The organism is Pseudomonas sp. P4_C3, from assembly GCF_056402075.1.
The window spans coordinates 1-1,299 of the sequence record NZ_JBFUIC010000625.1 but is presented as its reverse complement, the minus strand read 5'-3'; the positions used below and the strand labels follow the sequence as shown (position 1 = coordinate 1,299).

Here is a 1,299-nt window from a genome sequence, read left to right as displayed (position 1 = left end):
AAAAAACCCTTGAATTCTATCAAGTCGGTTATGTTCAAATCTTTTGCAAGAAGCGCCAGTTGATTGCGAGCATCACCATCACCGACGATTATGAATCTCGCTTTTTGGTTTGTTATTTTCAGGTGATCGGCTACTCCTCTAATTATGCGGTCAAAGCCATGCCAGTCTGCCAGTGAGGCGACGCCGATGAAGACAAACTCGTCGGCAGGCCAAGAGGGGCGCAGCATAGAAATAGGTACGCTGGCCACATGAATACCGTTGGCTGAAAGCAAGGTCTTATTTTTAACGCCAAATGTGAAATATTTTGATTCAGGAGCATATTGGATTATCCGATTAGCTGGAAGCAAAGCCCAGGGAAAGCTCATCAGTACAATAGCTTGCCTCAATATTGTTTGCGTAAAACCTATATCGGTGCGCGTCTTTATTTCATTAAGGATAGTTGTGTTTGGTGTCGGAATGTCGATAACTATTTTTTTTCCCTGCACACGCTTTGCTAATAGCACTGGCGCTAATATCGACATCAAGTATGGAAAGGATCTTACAATTATGATATCTGCATCAGAGCGAATTATTTCCCAGATAAAAGAACAAACACCCTTCATTCCATTAGGCTTGATCAACTTTACGCTTGCATTGAAATTACTCTCTTGCAAAGCCAAAGCAGTTTGTTTTATTTTTTTTGATATGCCCAAATATAGGGTCTCGTCAAAATATACAATATAGTCTATTTTTTTCATGGAAATATTCTGGAAGCGGCTAATAAAATGTGGGCTGGTGGTTAAGCCTGTGCCCACGACTGCTGGTAAAATCACCTTGCTGAATTGCAAAGGAGTTGAATTCAGTTTTTACGACAGCCTGGCTTTATGCGTACCAATAGGGAAAAACCAACCATGAGCCAAGAGTAGTTATATACATAAGACCTGGAAAAAACAATTTGTAAAGCTATGTATATTATTAGCATTGTAAGCGTTGTTTTTGCTTGCTTGGTTAAATCATGATTTAAAAGTGTTGTTGTTGGGAATAATATAAAAAAATAAAGTGCTAATATAAAGCCGAGCAATCCATAAACCTGCCAAAAGGATAGTATATTGTGTATGTATGCGCCATGCGTTCCTAGGTCTATAACAATTTTTTCGTAACCCCCTAGTATCGGATTGTCAAGAATATGCTGAAGTCCGTATTTAAGTTGTATTCCTCGCTCAATATAGGACCCGTCAGAGGAGTAGTCTTTGGTGAACAATACCTGCATTCTTTCATCTGTTGAGAGTAGCTCGGCTGCAAATGGCGCGAGTACAAAGG

General features: G+C 39.8%; 1 protein-coding gene and 1 pseudogene. Both read right to left on the bottom strand.

What is annotated here, in order from left to right:
• Positions 1-737, bottom strand: a 737-nt coding sequence (locus AC1DVH_RS31270; RefSeq protein WP_477757042.1) for a glycosyltransferase, incomplete at its 3' end; no start/stop codon positions are given.
• Between the two features lie 101 nt (positions 738-838).
• A pseudogene (locus tag AC1DVH_RS31265) lies at positions 839-1,299 on the bottom strand (hypothetical protein); the annotation flags it as partial.